Raw genomic sequence first — 18,646 nt, forward strand, 5'->3', positions numbered from 1 at the left:
TGATGATGTTCGCGCAGGCCAACTCCGAGCACTGCCGCCACAAGATCTTCAACGCCAAATTCATCATCGACGGCGAGGAGCAGGAAAAATCGCTGTTCCGCATGATCCGCGATACCCACGACGCCAATCCGCAAGGCACGCTGGTGGCGTACAAGGACAATGCCTCGGTGATCGAGGGCGCTTTCATCGAGCGCTTCTATCCGCAGCCGGGCAGCCACGCTTACGCTTACCACAGCGAGCCCACCGATATCCTGATGAAGGTGGAAACCCATAACCACCCGACGGCGATTTCTCCGTTCGCCGGCGCGTCCACCGGCAACGGCGGCGAGATCCGCGACGAGGGCGCCACCGGCCGCGGCTCGCGGCCCAAGGCCGGCATGACCGGTTTCACCGTATCCAATCTGAACATCCCCGGCTTCGTGCAGCCGTGGGAGCGTCATGGCGACGCGGCGGCGCAGTACGGCAAGCCGGACCGCATCGCTTCCGCCTTGCAGATCATGCTGGAAGGCCCGATTGGCGGCGCGGCGTTCAATAATGAATTCGGCCGTCCCAATCTGACCGGCTATTTCCGCACCTTCGAGGAAGAGGTGGAAGGCGAGATGCGCGGCTATCACAAGCCGATCATGATCGCCGGCGGCCTGGGCAATATCCAGCAGCAGCAAATCCACAAGAACGAGATTCCGGAAGGCGCGCTGCTGATCCAGCTGGGCGGCCCCAGTCTGCTGATCGGCCTGGGCGGCGGCGCGGCTTCGTCGATGGATACCGGCGCCAATAGCGCGGATCTGGATTTCGACTCCGTGCAGCGCGGCAACCCGGAAATCGAACGCCGCTGCCAGGAGGTGATAGACCGCTGCTGGCAGATGGGCGACGCCAACCCCATCGTGTCGATTCACGATGTGGGCGCCGGCGGTCTGTCCAACGCCTTCCCGGAGCTGGTGAACGACGCCGGCCGCGGCGCCATCTTCCATCTGCGCAAGGTGCACCTGGAAGAAAAGGGCATGACGCCGATGCAGATCTGGTCCAATGAGTCGCAGGAACGCTATGTAATGGCGGTGCTGCCGCAGGATCTGGAACGCTTCAGCGCGCTGTGCGAGCGCGAGCGCTGCCCGTTCGCGGTGCTGGGCGTGGCCACCGACGACGGCCATCTGCAAGTGCGCGACGATCACTTCGACAACAAGCCGGTGGACATGCCGCTGGAAGTGCTGCTGGGCAAGCCGCCGCGGATGACGCGCGACGTGAGCACCCGCGAGCGCGAGCTGAACATTTTCGACGCTTCGCGTTTTGAGCTGAAGGAAACCGCGCTGCGCGTGCTGCGCAACCCGACGGTGGCCGACAAGTCCTTCCTGATCACCATCGGCGACCGCACCGTGGGCGGCATGACCGCGCGCGATCAGATGGTGGGCCGCTGGCAGGTGCCGGTGGCGGACGTGGCCGTCACCACCATGGGCTTCAACACCTATCGCGGCGAGGCGATGGCGATGGGCGAACGCACGCCCACCGCGCTGTTCGACGCGCCGGCTTCCGGCCGCATGGCGATAGGCGAGGCGCTGACCAATATCGCCGCGTCCTTTGTCGGCCATATCGGCAACGTCAAGCTGTCCGCCAACTGGATGGCCGCCGCCGGCCATCCGGGCGAGGAGGCGCGCTTGTACCGCACGGTGCAGGCGGTGTCCCAGCTGAGCCAGGACCTGGGCATCAGCATCCCGGTGGGCAAGGATTCCCTGTCGATGAAGACGGTGTGGGAAGAGGCCGGCGAGAAAAAGGCGGTGACCGCGCCGCTGTCGCTGATCATTTCCGCCTTCTCCCCGGTGGAGGACGTGCGCAAGACGGTGACGCCGGAACTGAAGGACGAGAAGGACACCGACCTGATCCTGATCGATCTGGGCTACGGCCGCTGCCGCTTGGGCGGCTCCATCTACGGCCAGGTGTGGAAGGCGATGGAAGGCAAGGCGCCGGATGTGGAAAGTCCGCATCAGCTGGCGGCCTTCTTCAACACCGTGCAGACGCTGTTGCGCGACGATATGTTGCTGGCCTACCACGACCGTTCCGACGGCGGCCTGTTCGTGACCTTGTCGGAGATGATGTTCGCCGGCCATATCGGCGTCACCATCGATTTGCAGGAACTGGTGATCGAGCGCAAGAACACTCAGCGCATCATCGACGACTTCGTGCAGCCCACCCAGGAGGCCGCCACCCATGGCCGCCTGATGCGGGTCTTGTTCAACGAGGAACTGGGCGCGGTGCTGCAGGTGAAGAAGTCCGACACGCCGGAGGTGATCTCGCGCTTCATGAAGGCCGGTATCGGCCGCGAGCTGTTCGTGATCGGCCGCGTCAATAACAAGGACCGCCTGGTGATCAAGCACCGCGGCGCCGAGTTGTTCAACGAGAGCCGTTCCGATCTGCACCGCGAATGGTCGGAAACCAGCGCCCGCATGCAGCGCCTGCGCGACAACCCGGCCTGCGCCGACAGCGAGCACCTGCTGCGTTCCAGCCCGAAAGCGCCGGGTCTGAGCGCCAAGCTGAGCTTCGATGTGCACGCCGACCCGGCGGCGCCCTTCGTCGCCCGCGGCGCGCGCCCGCGCCTGGCGGTACTGCGCGAGCAGGGCGTCAACGGCCAGATCGAGATGGCGGCGGCGTTCAATCGCGCCGGTTTCGATACCGTGGACGTGCATATGAGCGACATCATCAGCGGCCGTGTGTCGCTGGCGGACTTCAAGGGCCTGGCCGCCTGCGGCGGCTTCAGCTACGGCGACGTGCTGGGCGCCGGCGAGGGCTGGGCCAAGAGCATTCTGTTCAATGCCCGCGCCCGCGATCAGTTCGAGGCCTTCTTCGGCCGCGGCGACACTTTCGCGCTGGGCGTGTGCAATGGCTGCCAGATGATGTCCAATCTGTCGTCCATCATTCCGGGCGCCGAGTATTGGCCCAAGTTCCACCGCAACGCGTCCGAGCAGTTCGAGGCGCGCTTCGCGATGGTGGAGGTGACGGCCTCGCCGTCCATCTTCCTGGGCGATATGGTGGGCAGCCAGCTGCCGGTGGTGGTCAGCCATGGCGAGGGCCGCGCGGTGTTCGCGCCGGGCGCGCAGGACCAGGCGCTGACGGCGCTGCGCTATGTCGATTTCGACGGCCGCGCGACTCAGACCTATCCGCTGAACCCCAACGGCTCGCCGGCCGGCATCACCGGGGTGACCACGGCCGATGGCCGCTTCAGCATCATGATGCCGCATCCGGAGCGGGTGTTCCGCACCGTGCAGAACAGCTGGCACCCGGCGGACTGGGGCGAGAACGGCGGCTGGTACCGGATGTTCGCCACCGCCCGCCGCTGGGTGGGTTGAGCGGCGGGACCATGGCGGGCCGGTGTTCCGGCCTCGCCTGATGCACTCTACGAACGGAAGCCTGGGCTTCCGTTTTTTCATGGCATCAGCGCGGGTTCAGGCCGTGGCCGGCATCGCGGGCCGCCGCGCGCACCGCTTCCAGCAGCAGCCGCGCCTTGCGCGGAATGCGGCGGCTGGCGAAGACCGCGTGCATCTGCGGATTGTCGCCATGGCTGGAAACGATGCGGTAATCCGGGCACAGCCGCAGCAGCTGGCCGGCGCGCACCAGCGGCTCGGCCAGCCAATCGCCCATGCGCGCGATGCCCAGGCCGGACTGCACCGCGTGGAGCACGGCGCTGCCGGAGCTGACGCGGTGCCAGGGCGTCAGATTAAGGCTGACCTGGTGGCCGGCGGAGACGAAGTTCCAGGCTTTCAGCACCCGCGGCGCGGAATGGATCAGCACGCGGTGTTCCGGCAGTTGCTCCGGCGTTTGCGGCGCGCCGTGACGCTCGACATAGGCGGGGCTGGCGTAGAGGTGGCGCTGGTAGTCCCACAGCGGGTAGCCGATCAGCTCGCTGGAGGCGGGGAAGGCGCCGCGGATGCTGAAGTCCAGTTTCTCGCGTATCGGGTCCAGTATGGTGTCGCTATAGAGCACGTCGAAACGCAGTTCAGGGTTGGCGTCGGCCATGCGCGCCAGCACTGGCGGCAATAGCGCGTGGCTCATCGCCTCTGGCGCGGAAAAGCGCAACAGGCCGCGCGGCGCCTCGCTCATGGCCGCCAGCTCGTCCTCGGCTTCTTCCTGCAGGTCCAGCATCTTGCGCGCCGAGGTGTAATAGCTTTCGCCGGCCAGGGTCAGGCTGAGCTGTTTTTGCGAGCGCGCCAGCAGGCTGTTGCCCAGCGCTTCTTCCAGCGCTTGCACCGCGCGGGTGGCGCTGCTGGGCGAGGTGCCCAGCTGGCGCGCGGCGGCGACAAAGCTTTTTCTTTCCACCACCGCGCAGAACACGCGCAATTCCCAAAGCGATTTCATCTCCGGCCTCATTCAGATCATTGCAATTTCCGCAATACGGTATTGCAAGCATGCGCGGCTGGCAAGGCATAGAATATTGTCCTGATCGCAAGCGGCGTCTAGCCAGGAGAAGTGAATGTTGTTGACCTTGAGTTTTCTGTGCGTGATTGCCTTCGCCGCCGGCCTGGTGGACGCCGCGGTGGGCGGCGGCGGCCTGATTCAGATTCCGGCGCTGTTCAGCGCCTTGCCCAATCTGGCGCCGGCCACGGTGTTCGGCACCAATAAGCTGGCGGCGGCGATGGGCACCTTGTCCGCCGCGCGTTCCTATCTGAAGCGGGTCAAGGTGCCGTGGCGCTTGGTGCTGCCGGCGGCGGTGGCGGCCTTCTTCATGTCCATCGCCGGCGCGGCCACGGTCAGCTTGATCGATAAGGCGGTGTTGCGGCCCCTGGTGCTGGCGCTATTGGTGGTGATGGCGGTGTACACCTTGTGGAAGAAGGACTTCGGCTCCCTGCACAAGCCGGTGGCGATAGGGCGGCGCGAAATGGCGATAGGCATGGCCATAGGCGGCGCGATTGGTTTTTACGACGGCCTGTTCGGCCCCGGCACCGGCAGCTTCCTGATGTTCCTGTTCATCCGCTTCTTCGCTTTTGATTTTCTGCACGCCTCGGCCTCGGCCAAGGTGGTGAACCTGACCACCAATTGCGCGGCGCTGCTGTTCTTCATTCCGGCCGGCCATGTGCTGTTCCAGTACGCGCTGCCGATGGCGGTGTGCAATATGGCCGGCGCGACGGTGGGCACCTGGGTGGCGATGAAGAAGGGCACCGGCTTTGTGCGGGTGTTGTTCCTGCTGCTGACCTCCACCTTGATCCTCAAGCTGGGCTGGGACATCTTCCACGGCTGAGAACCTGTTCAAGTCCGCCGCGCTTGGCTAGACCCGGCGCGGCGCGCGCTGTTTCGAAAGATGCATGCGTCGCGTTCCCTCCACTTCCTCCGCTGTTTTCCCTCTAGATCTCGCGCGGGCTGGCGGCATCGTCAAAGGCTTTTGGGCCCTGCCGGCTTTTGAACTCTGGCGCGGCGTCCTTTATGATGCGGGTTGTTGTCATCTGCGCCGAGAGTTTATGCATCCATCACGTTGCCCGCCGGCCGCGCTGGCGCGGCATTTGCGCGAGCTGCCCAATATCGGCCCCAGCCTGGCCGAGGACCTGCGCCTGCTCGGCATCGACGAGCCGCGCCAATTGCGCGGCGCCGACCCCTTGCGGCTGTACCATCGCTTGTGCGAGCTCACCGGAGCGCGCCAGGACCCGTGCGTGCTGGACACGCTGATGTCGGTGGTGCATTACATGGACAGCGACGAGGCGCGGTCGTGGTGGAGCTTCACCGCCGAGCGCAAGGCGAAAGGCGGCTATTGATGGCGCGGCCGGACCCCGAATTCAAATTGAGCGCCTGCCACGACTGCGATCTGCTGCTGCGGGTGCCGATCGTGGGCGAGGACCGGGTGTGCTGCCCGCGCTGCGGCGCCGTGGTGCACCGCTACGGCGCGCAGCGCCAGGACGCCGAGCTGGCGCTGCTGCTGACCGGGGTGATCGCCTTTCTGCTGGCCAATGTCTATCCGGTGGTGACGCTGGAGGCGGCCGGCGTCCGCAGCGCGGCCACCCTGTGGCAGACGGTGGTGGCGCTGGAGCGCCAGGGCATGCTGTCGGTGGCGATGCTGGTGATGTTCACCGGCATCGTGATGCCGTCGCTGGAGTTGGGCAGCATGCTGTATGTGCGGCTGCCGCTGGCCTTCGGTCACGTACCGCGCGGCTTTCCCTGGCTGATGCGGTTGAAGATATTGACCCGCCCGTGGTGCATGGTGGAGGTGTTTTTGCTGGGCATCCTGGTGTCTTTGGTCAAACTGGTCAGTCTGGCCACCGTGCATGTGGGCGTGGGCCTGATGGCCTTGTTCGCCTTGATCATGCTGATGGCGGCCACCGCCAGCCGTTTCAATCCGGAAGATTTGTGGGAGCGTTATCAGCAATGTCGGGCTTAGAAGTGAAAACCGCTGCCGACGCCAGCTTGTGTCTATGCCACGGCTGCGGCCTTCTGTGCCGGATCGGTGAGGGCGCGCAAGCCTGCCCGCGCTGCCACGCCGCGCTGCACTCGCGCAAGCCGCACAGCCTGCAGCGCAGCTGGGCCTTGCTGCTGGCTGCGATGGTGGCCTATCTGCCGGCCAATCTGCTGCCTATCATGGAAACCTCCACCATCATGGGCATGCAGAACGACACCATCATGAGCGGGGTGGTGTATTTGTGGAAGTCCGGTTCCTGGCCGCTGGCGCTGGTGGTGTTCACCGCCAGCGTGCTGGTGCCGCTGCTGAAGATTCTGGCCTTGCTCTTGCTGCTGGTGACGGTGCAGCTGGGCTCGGGCTGGGCGCCGCGGCAGCGCACGCGGCTGTATCGCATCGTCGAGGTGATAGGCCCGTGGTCGATGCTGGATATTTACGTGGTGGCCTTGATGGTGGCGCTGGTGCAGTGGCAGTCGCTGGCGTCGATCAAGGCGGGGCCGGGGGCGATCGCCTTCGGCACGGTGGTGGTGCTGACCATGGTGGCGGCAATGAGTTTCGATCCCAGGCTGATCTGGGATCCGGTAAAGGAAGATGATGAGCAGTGATAAACCCGAAACCCCGGCCGAGGCCGGCGACGATCTGCCGCTGGCGGTGCCGGTGAAGCGGCGGCGCTGGTCGCCCTCGCTGGTGTGGCTGATTCCGGTGCTGGCGGCGGTGATAGGCGGCTGGCTGGCGGTGAACGCCGTGCTGTCGCGCGGACCCACCATCACCATCGCCTTCCAGAACGCGGAAGGCCTGGAGGCGGGCAAGACCCGCATCAAGTACAAGGATGTGGAAATCGGCGAGGTGAAGGCGGTGTCGGTGAGTCCGGATCGCCAGGCCATCCTGGTCACCGCCGAACTGAGCAAGAACGTGGATGACTACCTGGTGGCGGACAGCCGCTTCTGGGTGGTGCGGCCGCGCATCTCCGGCGGCAGCGTGTCCGGCCTGGGCACGGTGCTGGGCGGCTCCTACATCGGCATGGATGTGGGCAAGAGCAAGGAGCGCCGCACCGAGTTCAAGGGCCTGGAAGTGCCGCCCATCATCAATGCGGACCTGCCGGGCAAGATGTTCGTGCTGCGCTCCGACAACCTGGGCTCGCTCAATGCCGGCTCGCCGGTGTATTTCCGCCGTGTGCCGGTGGGGCAGGTGGTGGGCTATGAGCTGGATCCGGCCGGCAGCGCGGTGAAGCTGTCGGTGTTCGTCAACGCGCCCTACGACCACTTCGTCACCGTCAACAGCCGCTTCTGGCATGCCAGCGGCATCGACGTGGCCATCGGCGCCAATGGCCTGAGCGTCAATACTCAGTCCTTGGCGGCGATCGCGCTGGGCGGCATCGCTTTCGAAACCCCGTTGAGCGACGGCCCGGACAAGACGCCGGACGCCAAATACTTGTTCCTGCTCAATGAGACCCGCGAGAAGGCGCTGCAAAACCGCGACCGTGAAACCCAATCCTTCCGCTTGAAGTTCCGCCAGTCGGTGCGCGGCCTGACCGTGGGCGCGCCGGTGGATTTCCGCGGCATCACTTTCGGCGAGGTCACCGCCATCGGCATCGAATACGCGGCGGATCGCAAGGATTTCGACATGACGGTGGATATCCGCACCTATCCCAGCCGGCTCAACACCTTGTCCGGCGATCATCGGCTGTCGGCGAAGATCTCCGTGGAATCGCTGGTGCGCAACGGCCTGCGCGCCCAGCTGCGCTCCGGCAGCCTGATCACCGGCCAGCTTTACGTGGCGCTGGATTTCTTCCCCGAGGCCAAGCCCGCCAAGGTGGTGATGCGCAACGGCATGACCGAGCTGCCGACGCTGCCGGGCGATCTGGAGGAGTTGCAGCGGGTGCTGCAGCGCATTGCGCGCCGTCTGGACAAAGTGCCGTTCGACAGCATAGGCGAGGAGCTGAACCAGTCGCTGAAATCGCTGCATCAGACGCTGGACGGCATGCGCAAGCTGTCGGAAAACATGGATGGCAAGGTATTGCCGCAGGCGGTGAAGACGCTGGAAGACTTGCAGAAAACCTTGGAAAGCACGCGTCAGACGATGCGGGCGGATTCGCCGCTGCAGCAGGACGTGCGCGCCGCGGCGCAGGAAGTGTCGGAAACCGCGCGCAGCTTCCGCGCCTTGGCCGACTATCTTGACCGGCATCCGGAGGCGTTGATCCGCGGCAAGGGAGATAAGAAATGAAGACCATCGCATTGAGCCTGACGGTGCTGGCGCTGTTGAGCGCCTGCGCGTCGCCGCCCACCACTTTTCACCAACTGCGCCCGGCGTTGCCGGCCGCCAGCCAGAACCCGGCGCAGGGCGTCAGCGTGATGGTGGGCCCGGCCACGCTGCCGGCCGGCCTGGAGCGGCCGCAGCTGGTGGTGGAGGGCGCCGGCGGCAATATCGAGCTGCTGGATCTGCAGCGCTGGGCCGGTCCGCTGGACCGCATGTTGAGCCAGACGGTGGCGACCGATGTGTCCCGCGCCTTGGGCTTGGTCAGCGTCTACGCCTATCCGCAGCCGGGCATGGGCGGCGGCGATGTGCGGCTGCTGCTGGATGTGCGCCAGCTGCGGCTGCGTCCGGGGCATGAGGCGACGCTGGAGGTGGCTTGGCAGGCTGTGCCGGGCCGCGGCGAGCGCCAGCCGCTGGCCAGCGGCTATTTCAACCGTAGCCAGCCGCTGGCCGCCACCGATGCCACGGCCGCCGCCGCGGCGCTGCAGGCGCTGGTGACGGAGCTGAGCCGGCAGTTGGCCGGTGATCTGGGGCCGGCGCTGGCGGCGTTCAAGCCTTAGAAGCTAAAGGACTTCAAGGCCTTGCTCCGGCCTGGCGCGCGAGCGTAAACCGGTTCTTAGAGCCTGTTCAAAGTCTCGCGAGCAAGAGCGAGACAAGGCGAAAACGAGCGAAAAAGCGGAATGTACAGGTGGTACATGAGCACTGGGCGTGGTTTCAACGCCCATGTCTATCCATCCCGCCGACGCGCAGCAGACTTTGAACAGGCTCTTAAGGCGCCGGCGGTCGCCGTTGCGCCCAAGGCTGGGCCTGTTCCAGCTGGCGCGCCAGCCGCAGCAGCGTCAGCTCGTCGCCGCAACGGGCGACGAATTGCACGCCTATCGGCAGGCCGGCGGCGTTCCAGTGCAGCGGCACGCTCATCGCCGGCTGTCCGCTCATATTGAATGGTATGGTCCAGCCCAGGTATTCCATCATCCGGCGCGAGGTGTCCGGGATCAGCTGGCCGAAGCGCAAGGTCCAGTCCCAGCCCAGCTTGCCCAGGACCCAGCGCGATAGCGTCGCTTCGGCCGGGCTGGGTCCCAGGCTGCCGATCGGCGCCGGCGGCTGGTTCAGCGCCGGAGTGGCCAGCACGTCGTAGCCTTGGTGGAAGGCGTCCATCGCCCGGGTTTGCGACCAGATGAAGCCGCGCGCCCACGCCAGCTCGCCGGCGCTGAGCCGCTCGCCGTAACGCGCCAGCGCCCAGCTGGCCGGTTCCAATTGCGAATAGCGCGCGGCGGTGCCGGTCTGGCGCTCGATGTCGCGCAGCAGGCCGGCCATCTCGGCGCAGATCAGCACCAGCATCGCGCGCTGGTAGTCTTCCGGCGGCGCCAGCGGCAGCTGGACTTCCTCCACTTCATGGCCGAGGCCGGCCAGCAGCGCCAGCGCGCCGTCCAGCGCCGCGGCGCAATCCGCGTGCAGCTCGCCGCCCAGAATGGGGCGTTTGGTCCAGGCGATGCGCAGCTTGCCGGGCTCGCGCTGGTGCGCGCTGAGAAAGTCTTGCTCCGGCGCGGGCCAATAATAGGCTTCGCCGCCGCTGGGCTTGCCGGCCAGCAGGTCCAGCATCGCCGCGCTGTCGCGCACGCTGCGCGTCAGCGCGTGCTGGCAGACCAGGCCTTGCCAGCCCTCGCTGTAATCCGGGCCGGCTGGGCTGCGGCCGCGGCTGGGCTTGAGCCCGAACACGCCGCAGTTGGAGGCGGGGATGCGGATGGAGCCGCCGCCATCGCCGCCATGGGCGATGGGCACGATGCCGGCCGCCACCGCCGCGGCAGAGCCGCCGCTGGAGCCACCCGGCGTCAGCGCCAGATTCCAGGGGTTGCGGCTGGCGCCGTAGACTTCGGATTCGGTATAAGGGCAGAGACCCAGTTCCGGCGTGGTGGTCTTGCCGATGAAGATCAGGCCGCCCTGGCGGTAGCGTCGGATGATCTCGGCGTCGCGCGTCGCGACATAGCCGTCGAACAGACGGCTGCCGTTGCGGGTGGGCACGCCGGCGATATCGGCTAGCAAGTCCTTGATCAAGACCGGGCTGCCGGCGAGCGGGCCGCCGCCCTGCGGCTGCGCCAATTGCGCCTGGGCCTGTTCCGGCAGCGGCAGGCACACCGCGTTCAGCGCCGGATTCCATCGTTCCAGCCTGGCCTGGGCGGCCGCCGTCGCCTCGCTGGCCGCGATCTCGCCGCTGGCGATCAGCTGGGCCAGGCCGATGCCGTCGTAGTCTTCGTATTCCTTGAAACAGATCATGCCCGCTCCCTGTGATTTACATGGAATTTGCCGTCGTGTCGCCGCTCGCCATTGTAATGGATGGCTGTGTCTTGTTGTTCAAGTCGCAACAAAATAAAATCGCATGTGCTTGATTGTTGCTTGATGAAATGCATTTCAAATTTTTGGAGATGGCGATGCGGAATGAGGGAAGGCATGCCTGCGCCGCGCTGGTGCTGGCGGCATTGGCGAGTGGAGCGTCGGCGGTTGAGACGCCGGGGCGTTTGCGCGCCCTGGGCAAGGAGTCGGTCTACGCCTATGCCGAACTGGCCAAGGGGCGCGAGGTGTTCGACGCCTTCCGCGCGCTGGCGCCGGGCGCCGAGCTGCGCTACCGCCTGTATCCGCATCCGCCGCGGCAGGGCGTGGGCCTGGCCTGGCGCGATGGCGGCGGCGCCAAGGGCGCGTTGCGGCTGGCCGGCGACAATAGCTTCACCATGGCGCAACTGGCGGGGCTGGAGCGGCGCAATGCCTGGCTGGTGGCCAGCTTGCCGCCGGCGGAACTGAGCTGGCGGCCGGTGGTGCGCAGCAGCGGCCTGCCGGCCAATGTCCGGCGGCTGGGCGATTTGCGGTTGGAGTGCCTGGTGGGCGCGCAGGGGCGGGTCAGCCTGCGCGATGAGCGCAAAGTAGCCTGCCTGCCGCCGCCCAATGCCATGTGCCAGGATGATGTGGTGGCTTGCGCGCGGCGGGCCTCGGTGGCCTTGGGCGAGGCCATGCTCAAAGGGCTGACGCGCTTGCAGGGGGAGAAGAACCCCTATGAGCAAGGGCGCGCCCAGTATCTGTTCATCGCGGACAAGCCGGTGTTCAGCGCCACCTTGCAGGAGGGCGGCCGGCAGTTCACCCTGCCGGCGATCTGGCTGTATGGCCGCGCCGAGCCATTCACGCCGTTTTTCCAATGGCCGTACCCGCGCGAGTATTTGTACTCGGTGCCGCTGGAGCTGGGCGAGTGGTCCGATGACGCTCTGGTGGTGCTGGAGCCCATGGTGGCGGAGGGGGGCAAATGAGGCCGGGACGGATATTGGCGCTATGCTGCGCCTGCTGGCTGAGCGCGTGCGCCAGCAGCGGCAGCCAGCAATTGGAAGGCGTGGACGAGCCGGCGGTGAAACGCGTGTTGCAGCGCGGCGGTGGCCGGCAAGAAGTGCTGGCGGCTTTCGGCGAGCCGCAGGACAGGATCAAGTTCGCCAATGAGCGCGAGCTATGGGTCTACAGCTACATCCAGTACCGGGCGCAATTGCAGAATTTCACCGATCTGGCGCCCTTGATCGGCGCGCAGAACCGCTTCGACAAAGAGCTGGTGCTGCTATTCGACCCCGGCGGCAAGGTGCTGCAATGGCGGCTGTCCACCCGCGAGGAAGTGCGCGGCACCGGGTTGCTGAATCAGCCGCTGTCTGACGAGCGCTGAGCGGCGGCGAGGATGCCGCGTAGCCAGTTGCGGCGGCATCCCCTACAATAGGGGCAAAATGCAACAGCGGACTTGACGATGGCTTGCGGTTTGGCCTGCTTCTCGCCTTGAGTGCGAGGGCCGGCGCGAATGCCGCGGCGCGCGCAAGCCGCTTTTTTATTGGCGGAATGAAATGATGGAACCAGTGCGCTTGTCAAAACGCATGGCCGAGTTGGGGCTGTGCTCGCGCCGCGAGGCGGATAGCTATATCGAACAAGGGTGGGTGAAGGTGGACGGCGAGGTGGCCATCCTGGGGCAGAAGGTTTTGCCGCACAATCTCATCGAGGTGGACAAGAAAGCGCAGGACGCGCAGGCCTCGCGCGTGACCATCCTGCTGAACAAGCCCATGGGCTATGTGTCCGGCCAGGCCGAGGATGGCTACGAGCCGGCGGTGGTGCTGGTCAAGCCGGAAAACCAGTGGACCGAGGACAAGAGCCGCCGCCGCTTCTCGCCGCAACATCTGAAGGGCCTGGCGCCGGCCGGTCGCTTGGACATCGATTCGGTGGGCCTGCTGATCCTGACCCAGGACGGTCGCGTGGCCAAGCAGGTCATCGGCGAGCATTCCAGCGTGGACAAGGAGTACTTGGTGCGGGTGGAAGGCGAGCTTTCCGACGAAGGTTTGCGCCTGCTCAACCACGGCCTGGAGCTGGATGGTAAAAAATTGCTGCCGGCCACCGTGGCCTGGCAGAACGAGGACCAGCTGCGCTTTGTGCTGCGCGAGGGCAAGAAACGCCAGATCCGCCGCATGTGCGAACTGGTGGGGCTGCGCGTGGTGGGCTTGAAGCGCATTCGCATCGGCAAGGTCAAGCTGGGCAATCTGCCCACCGGGCAGTGGCGCTATCTGCGCGACGACGAGTCGTTCTAGGCGGCGTGGAATCGATGATTATTTAGCGGAGGACGGATGTTAGGGCGCTTGTTGCAACGATGGGGGTTGGATGCCGAGAGTCGGCGGCGCCAGCGTGAGCAGGAGCAGGCGATCGAGTTATTGGTCGATGCCACCGACAAGCGCCTGCGCTTGTCATCCGGCTACCAGCAGGCCTTGGCGCCCGGCATGCGCATCACCCAGGCCTATCTGGCCGAACTGCCGAGCCGGATGCCGGAGCCCTTGTGTCTGTCCCTGCGCGGCTTTGCGCAAGATCCACGGCTGGGCCTGCTGTTTTCCGGCCCGGCCAGCCTGTTGTCCTGCCTGCGGCAGAGCGAGCCCTTGCGCAATTTCTTCCTGTCGGCAAGCCAGGGCGACGAGGCCTGGGCTCTGTTGTCGATGGCGCGCAGCGAGACTGGCCGTTTGGGGGTGGCGATGGAGGGGGGCGAGCTGCGGCGCGAGGTGCCGCAGCAGGTGGTGAGCTTCGACGGCCATCGGCTGGCGATGCCCTGCGCGTCGCGCGAGCTGCTGCTAGAGAGCAGCGCGCGGCGCAGCCAGGAAATGCTGACCACGGTGATCGCCCGGCGCTTGAGCCTGCTGGAGCAGCTGCGCCAGACGCTGGACAATGAGATGTCGCGTTTGCAGCTGCGCATGAGTGTGCTGCGCTGCGAGGCCGGCACCGTGGTGGATGGCTCCTCGGACGGCGCGCCCTTGCCGGATACCTGCGAAGGCGTGCAGCGGCGCATGGACGAAATCGAGCCCCAATTGCGCGAAGCGCGAGGCGCGCTGAGCCTGGAAGGATTGCTGGAGACCGTGCGCCAGGTGCTGGAACATCCGGCCGAGCATTTCCGGCTGGAGTGGCAGACTCTGTATTTGAACCGCATGGGCGTCAAGCAGGACGGGCCGGGCGAGGATGTCACCGAACTGGCGTTCGAAGAGCTGGTGCTGGGGCAGGCCCAGTCGCTGCGGCGCGCGCTGATGCCGGTGCGGGTGACGCGGCAGGCGCTGGCGGAACTGGAGCGGGAGTTCGGCAGCGAATGAGCGTGGCGCGCGGACGTCAAAGCCGGCTTTGCAAAGCTGAAACAGCGACTATGCTTCAACTGTAGAGTCGCTTTCGATCAGCCTTCAGGGCGGCTGATTGAGTCTGCCCCGGCACCAGGCCGGGGTTTTTTTGTGCTCGCCTCATTGCAATGGGATATTTTGCGCCGGGGGCGCGCGGAACGCCCGCCAGGGCTTGCTTTGTGCTATCCTTGCGCCCCTCTTCAGCAACGACCGTGACCCGTCACTCAAGCCATGAAAGATCCTTGCGATCACTACACCTTCGATCTGATTGGCGGCGTCCGCAAAAAGCCGGGCCGCAAGCCCTTGGGCGAGCGCGCGATGACGGTGGCCGAGCGCAAGCGCCGCAGCCGCGAGTTGCGCCGCAGCCGTCTGCAGGAGCTGTCGGTGACGGTGGAGTTGAGTCGCGATGCGCAGAAGTCGCTGGACAAGATGATAGAGTGGTGGGGCGTCAGCAAGAAGGAGGCGATCAATCGCGCGCTGATGATAGCCTGTCAATCGCAGACTGGACGCACCGCGCAGCTGTTCGAGTTCGAGCTGCCGCCGGAGGCGCGGCGCAAGGGCAAGAAGGCGGCGCCGGGCGCTTGAGGCGGAGCGGACATGCAAAAGGCCGGGCAAATCGCCCGGCCTTTGCTATTGGCGCGCGGGTGTTCAGCCGTAGCGCTTGGCGGCCTCGATCGCCAGGCCGCTGCCAATGCTGCCGAACAGATCGCCTTCCACGTGGCGGGCCTGGGGCAGCAGGCGCTTGATGCTGTCGCGCAGCGCCGGCACGCCGCTGGAGCCGCCGGTGAAGAACACGGTGTCGATGTCGTCGGCCTGGGTGCAGGCGTCGCTCAGCAAGCGGCGCACGGTGGCGCCGATCTGGCCCAGCATCGTGTCTATGCTGTGGTTGAACTGCTCGCGGCTCAGTTCGCAATGCAGACCGGCTTCGATGTGGTTCAGGTCCAGCCGGTGCAGTTCCTGATCCGACAGCTCGATCTTGGCCGTTTCCACCTGCATCGCCAGCCGGTGGCCGGCGCGGTCCTGTATCAGCCGGAACAAGCGGTCCAGCACCTGCGGCTGCGCCGCGTCGCGGTGCACGTCCTGCAGGTCCATCCAGGCCTTGCGGGTGTAGGCGAAGTTGATGGTGTGCCAGGTGGCCAGGTTGAAATACTGGCTGGACGGCATCTCCGCGTTATTGCGCAGCCGGCTCTTGAAGCCGAACAGCGGCATCACGCCATGCAGGCTCAATTGTTTGTCGAAATCCGTGCCGCCGATGTGGACGCCGCCGGTGGCGAGGATGTCGTCACGGCGCTCGTCCAGGCGGTGGCGTTCCGGCGCCAGCCGAATCAGGGTGAAGTCCGAGGTGCCGCCGCCGATGTCGACGATGAGCACCAGTTCTTCGCGCCCCAGCCTAGCCTCGTAGTCGAAGGCGGCGGCGATGGGCTCGAACTGGAAGGAAATCTCCTTGAAGCCGACCTGACGCGCGATTTCGCCCAGCGTGGCCTCGGCTTCGGCGTCGGCCTTGGGGTTGTCGTCGACGAAATGCACCGGGCGGCCCAGCACCACCTGCTCGAAGGGACGATCGGCGGCGCGGTCGGCGCGCAGCTTCAATTCCTGGATGAATAGGCTGAGCAGGTGGCGGAATGGCAGCGCCTTGCCTTGCACTTCGGTCTGGCTGTCGATCAGGTTGGAGCCCAGCAGGCTTTTCAGCGAACGCATCAGTCGGCCTTCATAGCCTTCCATGTATTCCTGCAGCGCCAGCCGGCCAAACACGGAATGATCTTCTTCGTAATTGAAGAACACCACCGAGGGCAGGGTGATCTTGCCGTCTTCCAGCGCCAGCAGCGTGGCCTCGTGCGGGCGCAGCCAGCCAACAGTGGAGTTGGACGTGCCAAAGTCGATGCCGCAGGCGCGGGCTGTAGTCAGCGTATTCATATTCCCTCCGGTAAAGCGAGGCGCGATGGTACGCGGATTGGCGCGGCATGGGAAGGCATGGGCAGCAAAATCAAGCGCTTTGCCGTGGCGAAGACCGGTCTTTTGATCTGGCTGGCCGGTGGCGGCGAGACGATGCGTGTATGCTGAAAGCGTGCTCCGCGATGCGTTGGGGCGGGTGATGGACTGATTGAAAGGATCCAGGCATGAATAAACTGATCGTGATGTTTGTTGCGCTTGCGCTGGGAAGCGGCAGCCTGTCGGGCTGTGCCAATATGTCCGAGACGCAGAAAGACACCGGCACCGGCGCGGCGATAGGCGCTGTGGCGGGCGCGGTGCTGGGCGGCCTGACCGCCGGCGGCAACCCGGGGCGCAGCGCGGCCACCGGCGCGGCCTTGGGCGCGGCGCTGGGCGCTGGCGGCGGCTATCTGTGGTCCAAGCATATGCAGGAGCAGAAGGCCGCGATGGAGCAGGCGACCAAGGGTTCGGGCGTCAGCGTCAGCCAGACCGCGGACAATCAACTGAAGCTGGACATCCCCAGCGATGTGTCTTTTGACGTGGGTCGCTATGATATCAAGCCCAATCTGCGGCCGATTCTCGATCGTTTCGCCGCTACCCTGAACCAGAACCCAGTGACCACGGTGAACATCGTCGGCCATACCGACAACACCGGCAGCAACGCGGTCAACGATCCCTTGTCGCTGAACCGTGCCCGCGCCACCCGCGACTACCTGACGGCGCATGGCGTGGCCGAAGGGCGCATCAGCATCGCCGGCCGCGGCTCGCATGAGCCGGTGGCCAGCAATGCCAGCGCCGCCGGGCGGGCCAAGAACCGGCGCGTGGAGATCTTCGTCGCCGAAGCGGCGCGCGGTTAGCCAGACGCCGCTTTGGCGGTATGTCAGGGGCGGACCGGCTTGCCGGTGCCGCCCCTATTGCATGCACGACGTGACCGGCGCTGTCGATTTGTTAAATTTGCAATGTAATTCGTAATGGACGGAGGACGGGGTTTGTTAGAATGTCGCCAATAAGCAAGAAGCAGATTCAGCATGGCGACAGATATTTATTCGCGCATCCGGCAGGCTGCGTTCGAACTGGTGGGCGAGGGCGTATGGCCCACGGTGTTGGAAGTGCGGGCCAGGATAGGCGCGGGCTCCAATACCACCATCAATAACACCCTGAAGGAATGGCGGCAGGAGTTCCTGTCGCGCGTGGCGGTGTCCTCGCGGCGGCCGGATTGGCCGGCCGGCCTGGCGGAAGCCTTCGAGCAGGTGTGGCAGCGGGCTTGCGACGAGGCGGACGGCCGGCTGGAATCGCTGCGCCAGGATGCGGAAACCGCGGTGGCCCAGGCGGCGGCGGAGACGCGGGAACTAGAGGCCGGGCTGGCCGCGCGCCAGGCCGAGTTGCAATCCGCCTTGCGCGAACTGGAACTGCGCGCCGCGCGGCTGGCGGACCTGGACGGGCGGCTGAAAGGCGAGGAAAGCCGGCGCCAGATGCTGGAGGAGTCGCAGCAGCAGATGGCGGCCCGCTTGGAGCAGGCGCGACAAGAGCAGACGCAGGCGCGGCAACAGGCCGAGCAGCGCCAGCAGGAACTGGAGCAGCGCGCCGAGCAGCGGGTGCTGGAAGCGCGCGAGGAAGCGGGCAGGCGTGAGAGCCTGGCCTATGAGCGGCTGGAAGGCCTGCGTTTGCGGCTGTATGAGCAGATGGAGGAGGAGCGCCGCGCGATGCAGCAGGCGCAGGCGCGCCAGGAGGAGGCTTTGCGCCAGAGCCGGCGCGAGCTGACGCGGCAGGATGGCGAGTGGCGCGAGCGAATGGCCGAGCGCGAGCGCGACAATGGCCGGCTGGAGGCGCGGCTGGAATTGCTGGAAGAGCGCAATGCGGCGCTGGAGCAGGATGTGTTGCGCCAGGCGGTGCAGCTGGAGCAGGCATCCGCGCGCTTGCTGGACATGGCGAGCGAGAACAGCCGGCTGGCCGGCGAAGTCAATCTGGGCGCGGAGCGGCAATTGGCGCGGCTGGCGGAAGTCCTGGCCGGAGCGCGCCAGGAGTGGTCGGCGCTGGACGAGGCCGGGCTGCGCGAATGGCTGGGGCGGCAGCTGCAACTGCCCTTGCAGGTTTGAGCGGCCGGCGGCGCGCGTATTTCTACTAAGTGCTTGTCACAATGGCGGCCGGGTGCGGCTTTGCTAGTCTGTCGAGATGGGACAGTCCTGATGGAGAGCGAAATGTCATTCGGCGAATACTATCGGGCGCCGGCGTGGATCACGCTGCTGGCGCTGCTGCTGTGGTTTGGCCTGTGCTGGGCCGATGCCGGCTCCGCGCTGTCCGGTCTGTTGGCGATGATCAGCGGCAAGAACCTGATCGTTCTGTCCGGCCTGGCCTTGTTCTGGGGGCTGGAGCTGGCGTTGCGCCATCGCTCGCGGCCTGGTGCCGGGCATGGCCGGCATCACGCATGGCCCTAGTGGGTTGGGCTGGATGA

At 66.0% G+C, this 18,646-nt stretch carries 18 protein-coding genes; 15 read left to right on the plus strand and 3 right to left on the minus strand.

Annotation, left to right across the window (positions count from 1 at the left end; all coding sequences use genetic code 11):
• Positions 1–3,332, plus strand: a 3,332-nt coding sequence (gene purL / locus ACE3QM_RS05220; protein WP_374420730.1) for a phosphoribosylformylglycinamidine synthase, incomplete at its 5' end; no start/stop codon positions are given.
• Positions 3,333–3,417: 85 nt separating this feature from the next.
• Here the strand turns inward: purL and ACE3QM_RS05225 are convergent.
• Entirely contained in the window at positions 3,418–4,338 is a 921-nt protein-coding gene (locus ACE3QM_RS05225) for a LysR family transcriptional regulator (RefSeq protein ID WP_374420732.1), read from the minus strand.
• Positions 4,339–4,453: 115 nt separating this feature from the next.
• Here ACE3QM_RS05225 and ACE3QM_RS05230 point away from each other — a divergent pair, with 115 nt between their 5' ends.
• From ACE3QM_RS05230 to ACE3QM_RS05255, 6 genes are all read left to right on the plus strand, one after another.
• Positions 4,454–5,218 carry a TSUP family transporter gene (locus ACE3QM_RS05230; RefSeq protein WP_197081470.1) on the plus strand — a complete coding sequence of 255 codons (765 nt, stop codon included), beginning with the start codon at positions 4,454–4,456 and terminating at the stop codon, positions 5,216–5,218.
• Positions 5,219–5,435: 217 nt separating this feature from the next.
• Positions 5,436–5,726, plus strand: a complete 291-nt coding sequence (locus tag ACE3QM_RS05235; protein WP_374420734.1) for a helix-hairpin-helix domain-containing protein — start codon at positions 5,436–5,438, stop codon at positions 5,724–5,726.
• Positions 5,726–6,346, plus strand: a complete 621-nt coding sequence (locus ACE3QM_RS05240) for a paraquat-inducible protein A (protein WP_231460723.1) — start codon at positions 5,726–5,728, stop codon at positions 6,344–6,346. The genes ACE3QM_RS05235 and ACE3QM_RS05240 overlap by 1 nt, the downstream gene beginning before the upstream one ends.
• Entirely contained in the window at positions 6,334–6,966 is a 633-nt protein-coding gene (locus ACE3QM_RS05245; RefSeq protein ID WP_048410352.1) for a paraquat-inducible protein A, read from the plus strand. The genes ACE3QM_RS05240 and ACE3QM_RS05245 overlap by 13 nt, the downstream gene beginning before the upstream one ends.
• On the plus strand, positions 6,956–8,584 hold the full coding sequence (locus ACE3QM_RS05250) for an intermembrane transport protein PqiB (protein ID WP_374420736.1): 1,629 nt from the start codon (positions 6,956–6,958) through the stop codon (positions 8,582–8,584). The genes ACE3QM_RS05245 and ACE3QM_RS05250 overlap by 11 nt, the downstream gene beginning before the upstream one ends.
• Entirely contained in the window at positions 8,581–9,174 is a 594-nt protein-coding gene (locus tag ACE3QM_RS05255; protein ID WP_374420738.1) for a membrane integrity-associated transporter subunit PqiC, read from the plus strand. The genes ACE3QM_RS05250 and ACE3QM_RS05255 overlap by 4 nt, the downstream gene beginning before the upstream one ends.
• A 208-nt stretch (positions 9,175–9,382) precedes the next feature.
• Here the strand turns inward: ACE3QM_RS05255 and ACE3QM_RS05260 are convergent, their stop codons facing one another.
• Positions 9,383–10,885, minus strand: coding sequence for an amidase (locus ACE3QM_RS05260; RefSeq protein ID WP_374420741.1), 1,503 nt, complete (start codon positions 10,883–10,885; stop codon positions 9,383–9,385).
• Between the two features lie 155 nt (positions 10,886–11,040).
• On the opposite strand from ACE3QM_RS05260, the gene ACE3QM_RS05265 reads away from it, so the two are divergent.
• From ACE3QM_RS05265 to ACE3QM_RS05285, 5 genes are all read left to right on the plus strand, one after another.
• Complete coding sequence (locus ACE3QM_RS05265) at positions 11,041–11,904, plus strand: hypothetical protein (protein ID WP_374420743.1); 864 nt, start codon at positions 11,041–11,043, stop codon at positions 11,902–11,904.
• The gene (locus tag ACE3QM_RS05270) at positions 11,901–12,302 is read left to right on the plus strand and encodes a hypothetical protein (protein WP_156183902.1); all 402 of its coding nucleotides are present in this window, start codon (positions 11,901–11,903) and stop codon (positions 12,300–12,302) included. The genes ACE3QM_RS05265 and ACE3QM_RS05270 overlap by 4 nt, the downstream gene beginning before the upstream one ends.
• Before the next feature lie 175 nt (positions 12,303–12,477).
• Positions 12,478–13,206, plus strand: a complete 729-nt coding sequence (locus tag ACE3QM_RS05275) for a pseudouridine synthase (protein WP_048410674.1) — start codon at positions 12,478–12,480, stop codon at positions 13,204–13,206.
• 66 nt (positions 13,207–13,272) lie between these two features.
• The gene (locus ACE3QM_RS05280; RefSeq protein WP_374420745.1) at positions 13,273–14,244 is read left to right on the plus strand and encodes a hypothetical protein; all 972 of its coding nucleotides are present in this window, start codon (positions 13,273–13,275) and stop codon (positions 14,242–14,244) included.
• 252 nt (positions 14,245–14,496) lie between these two features.
• On the plus strand, positions 14,497–14,850 hold the full coding sequence (locus ACE3QM_RS05285; protein WP_374420747.1) for a hypothetical protein: 354 nt from the start codon (positions 14,497–14,499) through the stop codon (positions 14,848–14,850).
• A 63-nt stretch (positions 14,851–14,913) separates the two neighbouring features.
• On the opposite strand, the gene ACE3QM_RS05290 is transcribed toward ACE3QM_RS05285, so the two are convergent.
• Entirely contained in the window at positions 14,914–16,179 is a 1,266-nt protein-coding gene (locus tag ACE3QM_RS05290; RefSeq protein WP_374420749.1) for an Hsp70 family protein, read from the minus strand.
• A 203-nt stretch (positions 16,180–16,382) separates the two neighbouring features.
• Here ACE3QM_RS05290 and ACE3QM_RS05295 point away from each other — a divergent pair, with 203 nt between their 5' ends.
• From ACE3QM_RS05295 to ACE3QM_RS05305, 3 genes are all read left to right on the plus strand, one after another.
• On the plus strand, positions 16,383–17,051 hold the full coding sequence (locus ACE3QM_RS05295; RefSeq protein ID WP_048410670.1) for an OmpA family protein: 669 nt from the start codon (positions 16,383–16,385) through the stop codon (positions 17,049–17,051).
• 171 nt (positions 17,052–17,222) lie between these two features.
• On the plus strand, positions 17,223–18,290 hold the full coding sequence (locus ACE3QM_RS05300) for a DNA-binding protein (RefSeq protein WP_374420751.1): 1,068 nt from the start codon (positions 17,223–17,225) through the stop codon (positions 18,288–18,290).
• A 102-nt stretch (positions 18,291–18,392) separates the two neighbouring features.
• Positions 18,393–18,629 carry a hypothetical protein gene (locus tag ACE3QM_RS05305; RefSeq protein ID WP_048410668.1) on the plus strand — a complete coding sequence of 79 codons (237 nt, stop codon included), beginning with the start codon at positions 18,393–18,395 and terminating at the stop codon, positions 18,627–18,629.
• The last annotated feature ends 17 nt before the right edge of the window (positions 18,630–18,646 follow it).

It is taken from the genome of Chromobacterium sp. (assembly GCF_041912965.1).
Lineage (GTDB): Bacteria > Pseudomonadota > Gammaproteobacteria > Burkholderiales > Chromobacteriaceae > Chromobacterium > Chromobacterium aquaticum.

Excerpts from the sequence above, each read along its gene's own strand:
- ACE3QM_RS05225 (WP_374420732.1), bottom strand. The coding sequence starts at position 4,338 with ATGAAATCGCTTTGGGAATTGCGCGTGTTCTGCGCGGTGGTGGAAAGA.
- ACE3QM_RS05230 (WP_197081470.1), top strand. The coding sequence starts at position 4,454 with ATGTTGTTGACCTTGAGTTTTCTGTGCGTGATTGCCTTCGCCGCCGGC.
- ACE3QM_RS05235 (WP_374420734.1), top strand. The coding sequence starts at position 5,436 with ATGCATCCATCACGTTGCCCGCCGGCCGCGCTGGCGCGGCATTTGCGC.
- ACE3QM_RS05240 (WP_231460723.1), top strand. The coding sequence starts at position 5,726 with ATGGCGCGGCCGGACCCCGAATTCAAATTGAGCGCCTGCCACGACTGC.
- ACE3QM_RS05245 (WP_048410352.1), top strand. The coding sequence starts at position 6,334 with ATGTCGGGCTTAGAAGTGAAAACCGCTGCCGACGCCAGCTTGTGTCTA.
- ACE3QM_RS05250 (WP_374420736.1), top strand. The coding sequence starts at position 6,956 with ATGAGCAGTGATAAACCCGAAACCCCGGCCGAGGCCGGCGACGATCTG.
- ACE3QM_RS05255 (WP_374420738.1), top strand. The coding sequence starts at position 8,581 with ATGAAGACCATCGCATTGAGCCTGACGGTGCTGGCGCTGTTGAGCGCC.
- ACE3QM_RS05260 (WP_374420741.1), bottom strand. The coding sequence starts at position 10,885 with ATGATCTGTTTCAAGGAATACGAAGACTACGACGGCATCGGCCTGGCC.
- ACE3QM_RS05265 (WP_374420743.1), top strand. The coding sequence starts at position 11,041 with ATGCGGAATGAGGGAAGGCATGCCTGCGCCGCGCTGGTGCTGGCGGCA.
- ACE3QM_RS05270 (WP_156183902.1), top strand. The coding sequence starts at position 11,901 with ATGAGGCCGGGACGGATATTGGCGCTATGCTGCGCCTGCTGGCTGAGC.
- ACE3QM_RS05275 (WP_048410674.1), top strand. The coding sequence starts at position 12,478 with ATGGAACCAGTGCGCTTGTCAAAACGCATGGCCGAGTTGGGGCTGTGC.
- ACE3QM_RS05285 (WP_374420747.1), top strand. The coding sequence starts at position 14,497 with ATGAAAGATCCTTGCGATCACTACACCTTCGATCTGATTGGCGGCGTC.
- ACE3QM_RS05290 (WP_374420749.1), bottom strand. The coding sequence starts at position 16,179 with ATGAATACGCTGACTACAGCCCGCGCCTGCGGCATCGACTTTGGCACG.
- ACE3QM_RS05295 (WP_048410670.1), top strand. The coding sequence starts at position 16,383 with ATGAATAAACTGATCGTGATGTTTGTTGCGCTTGCGCTGGGAAGCGGC.
- ACE3QM_RS05300 (WP_374420751.1), top strand. The coding sequence starts at position 17,223 with ATGGCGACAGATATTTATTCGCGCATCCGGCAGGCTGCGTTCGAACTG.
- ACE3QM_RS05305 (WP_048410668.1), top strand. The coding sequence starts at position 18,393 with ATGTCATTCGGCGAATACTATCGGGCGCCGGCGTGGATCACGCTGCTG.